Raw genomic sequence first — 5,978 nt, forward strand, 5'->3', positions numbered from 1 at the left:
GCGGTGGCCGGCCGCGCCGGCGGCGCGCCCATCTTCGCGGTGGCCGGCTTCGCCAAGGGCGGCGCGCGCATCGTCGCCGCCAAGGACAGCGGCATCAAGAGCGTCAAGGATTTGAAGGGCAAGAAGGTGGGCGTGGCGCGCGGCGGCGCGCAGGAATTGCTGCTGGCGGCGGAACTGGCCAAGTACAAGCTCAGCTGGTCCGACAAGCCGGGCAAGGATGTGCAGGTGATCTACATGCCCTTCGCCGATTTGAACCAGGCCCTGATGGGCAAGCAGATAGACGCGATGAGCCAGTCCGAGCCGCAATCGTCCCAGGCCATCAACAAGGGCTTCGGCGTGGAAGTGCTGAAGCCTTACGACACCCCGCTGGGCGAGCCCATCCGCACCCTAGTGATGACAGAGAAGATGTACAAGGAGCGCCGCGGCGTGGCGGAACGCTTGATCAAATGCTTCGTGGAGGCCACCAATACCTTCATCAAGAACCCCAAGCTGGCGGAAAAATACGTGCGCGAGAATATGTTCAAGAATCAGATCAGCGCCGACGACTTCCAGGACGCGATCTCCAACTCCCCCTATAGCTACGATCTGAGCGTGGCCCATATCCAGACCACCACCGACATGATGCAGCAGTACGGCATCGGCAAGATGGCCAAGCCGCCCAAGGCGGCGGACTGGGTGAAGCTGGACTTGCTGAGCAAGGCCAAACAGGAACTCAAGGTTAATTGACGGCGGCGGGAGCGTATTCATGCAGCAGACTGTGTTTTCCCGGCTGAGACCATTGTTGTCCAGCCTGGCGGTGCCCATCGCCATCCTCTTGTTCTGGCAGGCCAGTTCCAGCCTGGGCTGGATCAATCCGCAAATCCTGCCCTCGCCGCTGGCGGTGCTGCAGAAATGGCTGGCCTACTGGCAGCCACTGGAAGCCTACGATCCGGCGGCGGGCGGCTATCTCGCCTGGCTACTGTCCGGCGAGCTGATCCACGACGTGGCGGCCAGCCTGTGGCGCGTGGTGCTGGGCTTCGCGCTGGGCGGCGGCCTGGGCCTGCTGCTGGGCCTGTTCATGGGCGTCAGCGACCCGGTGTACCGGGCGTTCAATCCCTTGATCCAGTTCCTGCGGCCGATTCCGCCTATCGCCTGGACCCCGCTGTCCATCCTGTGGTTCGGCCTGGGCAATCCGCCGGCGGTGTTCCTGATCACCATAGGCGCGTTCTTCCCCATTCTGATGAACACCATCTCCGGCGTGCGCAATGTGGATGGCATCTATATCCGCGCCGCGCGCAACCTGGGTGCCAGCCGCGCCACCCTGTTCCGCCGGGTGATCCTGCCGGCGGCCACGCCCTTCATCTTCACCGGCGCGCGGGTGGGCATGGGCACCGCCTTCATCGTGGTGATCGTGGCGGAAATGATCGCGGTGAACAGCGGCGTCGGCTATCGCATCATGGAGGCGCGCGAGTACTTCTGGACCGACAAGGTCATCGCCGGCATGGTCACCATCGGCATTCTCGGCCTGTTGATCGATGTGCTGATGCAGGGGCTGAACAATCGCCTGCTGAAGTGGCATCGCGGCATCGACCAATAAGAACCCGCTCAATGTCTGCTGCGCGTTGTGGATCGTCGCAAGGTGAGCGCCGCCTCGAAATGCTCATGTACCACTCGTGCATTCCGCTTTCGCGGCAGTTTTCGCCTTGTCTCGCCCTAGCTCGCGAAACATTGAACAGACGCTGATCACAACGCGCCGCCGGGCCCGTCTCGACACGGGCGCGGCGCAAAGAACGAATTCGCGCAACAGCGGCCCCCACTGCTGCGCGACATGGAAGGATGAGGCATGAGCGCTCAAATCGAAGTGCAACAAGTGCAAAAAGTATTCAAGACGCCGGGCGGCGACGTGATCGCCCTGCGCGATATCCAGCTGGACATCCAGGCTGGCGAGTTCGTCTGCCTGCTGGGTCCGTCCGGCTGCGGCAAATCCACCCTGCTCAACGCCATCGCCGGCTTCGCGCCGCCCAGCGGTGGACAGATCCTGGTGGCCGGCCAGCGCGTCGCCGCGCCCGGGCCGGACCGCGGCATGGTGTTCCAGGAATACGCGCTGTTTCCATGGATGACGGTGGAGCAAAACATAGGCTTCGGCCTGGAAATCCAGAAGCGCTCCCCGGCCGAGATCCGCGCCGCGGTGGAGCCGCTGCTGGACAAGCTGCACCTGCGCGATTTCCGCCACCGCTTCCCCAAGGACCTGTCCGGCGGCATGCGCCAGCGAGTGGCGATTGCGCGGGTGCTGGCGCTGGATTCGCCGGTGATGTTGATGGACGAGCCCTTCGGCGCGCTGGACGCGCTGACGCGGCGCTCCTTGCAGGACGAACTGCTGCGCATCTGGCAGGAAAGCGGCAAGACCATCATCTTCGTCACCCACAGCATAGAAGAATCCATCTACCTGGCGGACCGGGTGGTGGTGATGACCTACCGCCCCGGCACCATCAAGCGCGACGTGCGGGTGGAGCTGCCGCGGCCGCGCGACCCCAGCGCGCCGGGCTTCAACGACCTGAAACGGGAGTTGACCCGGCTGGTGATGGAGGAACATTCACGCCACGAGGCCGCGGAGCTGCAAGCTGCGGTAGACTGAGGCATCACCGATTTCCGCCCGCTGCCATGCTCATCCGCGCATTGCGTTTTCTACTGAAAAGCCTGCCCTACCTGTTGTTGCCGGCGCTGGTGCTGGGCGGCGGCTGGATCCTGGCCAGCCGCATGCTGGTGACCGAGGCGGAACGCGAGGGCCGGCACCGGGCGGAGATGCACGCCGCCAACCTGAGCGCCACGCTGGAGCAATACCGCTACCTGCCCTATGTGCTGGCGCTGAACCAGGACATCCTCAACCTGCTGGCGGAGCCGCGCAATCCGCGGCGGGTGGAAGCGCTGAACCGCTATCTGGAGCAGGTGAACCGGCAGTCGCGCACCTCGGCGCTGTTCATCGTCAACGTGGACGGCATCGCGCTGGCGTCCAGCAACTGGATGTCGCCATACAGCTTCGTCGGCAACAGCTATGCCTTCCGCCCGTATTTCCAGCAGGCGCTGGCCGGCCTGTCCGGCAGCTTCTACGGCATAGGCAGCACCAGCCGCGAGCCCGGCTACTTTCTGTCCTGGCCGGTGCTGTCCGGCCGCCGCATCGTCGGCGTCGCGGTGGTCAAGGTCAGCCTGGCGCCGCTGGAGGAAGCCTGGCGCAAAGGCGCGGAGCCGGTGCTGGTCAGCGACCGCCACGGCGTCGCCTTCCTCAGCGCCAACCCGGACTGGAAATTCGCCACCTGGCAGCCGCTGCCGCCCGAGGTGCGCCGCCAGATCGACGCCACGCGCCAATACCTGGGCGCCAAGCTGCACCCTTTCGCCTTGCTGCAGCCGCATGCCGACTGGCGGCGGCAGGCCTGGCTGGCGCCGGACAGCGAGCGCAAGCTGCTGGCCGGCCGCTATCTGCAGATCCGGCAGCAACTGCCGCAAACCGGCTGGACGCTGACGCTGCTGGTGGACATGCACGGCCGCAACCTCACGCTGCTGGCCATCATGAGCACGCTGCTGGTCAGTTGCCTGGGCTTGCTGACGCTGTGGCATTACTGGCGGCTGCGCCTGCGCCGGCTGCGCGAGCAGCTGGCGGCGCAGCAGGCCTTGCAGCAGGCGCATGATCAACTGGAACGCAAGGTGGCGGAACGCACCCGCGACCTGGCGCTGAGCAATACCCAGCTGTCGGCGGAAATCCGCGAGCGCATCCAGACCGAAAACAGCCTGCGCATCACCCGCGGTCAATTGGCCGAGGCCAGCAAGCTGGCGGCGCTGGGCCAGATGGCGGCCGGGGTCGCGCATGAGATCAACCAGCCGCTGGCGGCGCTGCGCGCCTTCGCCGATAACGCGGTGACCCTGTTGCAACGCGGCCGCGCCGACGCCGCCAGCGATAATCTGGGCCAGATCTCGCAACTGGTGGAGCGCATCGCCCACATCACCCGGGATCTGAAAACCTTCGCCCGCCGCCACCGCGGCCCGCTGGGCCAGACCCACCCGCTCGCCGCGCTGCGCGACACGCTGACCCTGCTGCAGCCGGCGCTGACCGAGGCGCGCATCACGCTGACGCAGCAATTGCCTGAGCAATGCCCGGCCATCGCCTGCGACGCCATCGGCCTGGAACAGGTGTTCACCAATCTGCTGAGCAACGCCATAGACGCGATGCGACCGCAAGGACAGGGCCAGCTGGAGATCAGCCTGCTGCACAAGGCCGGCATGCTGGAATTCCGCCTGCGCGATCACGGCCCCGGCATCGCCGACGCCGATCTGCCGCATCTGTTCGAGCCCTTCTACAGCACCAAGCCGCGCGGCCAGGGTCTGGGCCTGGGCCTGGCCATCGTGCAGGAAATCGTCGAGCAGTCCGGCGGCCGCATCGAGGCCGGCAACCATCCGGACGGCGGCGCCTGCTTCATCATCAACTGGCCCTGCGAGCCCACGCCATGACAAGCCCCCCTCCTTCCTCCGCCAGCGCCGGCATCGGCGTGATCTATGTCGAAGACGATACGGCGGTGCGCATGGCCACGCTGCAATCGCTGGAACTGGCCGGCCTGCCGGTGCAAGCCTGCGCCGACGCCGAAAGCGCGCTCACCCTGCTGCGGCGCGACGATCGCGCGGTGCTGCTCAGCGATGTGCGCCTGCCCGGCCTCAGCGGCCTGGAGCTGATGGAACAGGCGCTGAACCTGGACCGGGAACTGCCGGTGATCCTGGTCACCGGCCATGGCGACATCGCGATGGCGGTGGCGGCCACCCGCGCCGGCGCCTACGACTTCATCGAGAAGCCCTATGCGCCGGGCCGGCTGAGCGAAACCGTGCTGCGCGCGCTGGACAAGCGGCGGCTGACGCTGGAAAACCGCCAACTGCGCGCCAGCCTGGCGCGCAGCAACGGGCCGGTGCTGATCGGCCACAGCCCGGCGATGCAGGCATTGCGCGAGACGCTGGCCAATATCGCCGACACCGACGCCGACGTGTTGATCCACGGCGAAACCGGCACCGGCAAGGAAATGGTGGCGCAGGCGCTGCACGCCTGGAGCCGCCGCCGCGAACGTCATTTCGTGCCGCTGAACTGCGCCGGGCTGCCGGAATCCATTTTCGAGAGCGAAATCTTCGGCCACGAGGCCGGCGCCTTCACCGGCGCGCTCAAGCGCCGCATCGGCAAGATCGAATACGCCAGCGGCGGCACCTTGTTCCTGGACGAGATCGAAGGCATGCCGCTGGCCTTGCAAGCCAAGCTGTTGCGGGTGCTGCAACAGCGGGTGGTGGAAAGGCTGGGCTCCAACAGCCTGGTGCCGGTGGATTGCCGGGTGGTGGCCGCCACCAAGGACGATCTGGCGCAGGCCAGCCAGCAGCGGCGCTTCCGCGAGGATCTGTACTACCGCCTCAATGTGGTGTCGCTGCGGCTGCCGCCGCTGCGCGAGCGGCGCGAGGATATCCCGGACCTGTTCCAGTGGTTCGTGGAGCAGGCCGCGGCGCGCTTCGACCGCCCGGCGCCGGACGCGCCACCGGCGCTATTGGGCCGCTTGCAGGCGCAAACCTGGCCGGGCAATGTACGCGAGCTGCGCAATGCGGCGGAACGCTATGTGCTGGGCGTGGCGCCGGACGGCGGCGAGCCGGAGGCCTATGCGCCCAGCGCGCTGGACGCGCGCGTGGACGCTTACGAGAAGCAATTGATCGAGCAGGCGCTGCTGCGCACCCAGGGCCAGGTAATGCAGGCGGCGGAGCTGCTGGGCATTCCGCGCAAGACGCTGTACAACAAGTTCGCCAAGCATGGCATAGACCCGGACGGCTACCGCGCCTGAAGAGCCGGTTTACGAGCTCGCGAGCTAGGGCGAGACAAGGCGAAAACGAGCGAAAAAGCGGAATGTACTCGTGGCACATGAGCACTGAGCTCGCACTCACCGTGCAACGCTTCGCGACGCGCAGCAGATCGTAAACAGGTTCTCACA

General features: G+C 66.3%; 5 protein-coding genes. All 5 read left to right on the plus strand.

What is annotated here, in order from left to right; translation table 11 throughout:
* The coding region (locus tag LQT98_RS08430; RefSeq protein ID WP_231461915.1) for an ABC transporter substrate-binding protein at positions 1–726 on the plus strand (726 nt) is incomplete at its 5' end.
* A 19-nt stretch (positions 727–745) separates the two neighbouring features.
* Positions 746–1,576: an ABC transporter permease gene (locus LQT98_RS08435; protein WP_048409731.1), complete on the plus strand. Its 831-nt coding sequence runs from the start codon at positions 746–748 to the stop codon at positions 1,574–1,576.
* 246 nt (positions 1,577–1,822) lie between these two features.
* Complete coding sequence (locus tag LQT98_RS08440) at positions 1,823–2,614, plus strand: ABC transporter ATP-binding protein (RefSeq protein ID WP_048409730.1); 792 nt, start codon at positions 1,823–1,825, stop codon at positions 2,612–2,614.
* Positions 2,615–2,640: 26 nt separating this feature from the next.
* On the plus strand, positions 2,641–4,479 hold the full coding sequence (locus tag LQT98_RS08445) for an ATP-binding protein (RefSeq protein WP_048409729.1): 1,839 nt from the start codon (positions 2,641–2,643) through the stop codon (positions 4,477–4,479).
* Entirely contained in the window at positions 4,476–5,831 is a 1,356-nt protein-coding gene (locus LQT98_RS08450; protein ID WP_231461916.1) for a sigma-54-dependent transcriptional regulator, read from the plus strand. The genes LQT98_RS08445 and LQT98_RS08450 overlap by 4 nt, the downstream gene beginning before the upstream one ends.
* The last annotated feature ends 147 nt before the right edge of the window (positions 5,832–5,978 follow it).

Origin of the sequence: Chromobacterium aquaticum, assembly GCF_021129195.1 — a bacterium.
Classification (GTDB): domain Bacteria; phylum Pseudomonadota; class Gammaproteobacteria; order Burkholderiales; family Chromobacteriaceae; genus Chromobacterium; species Chromobacterium aquaticum.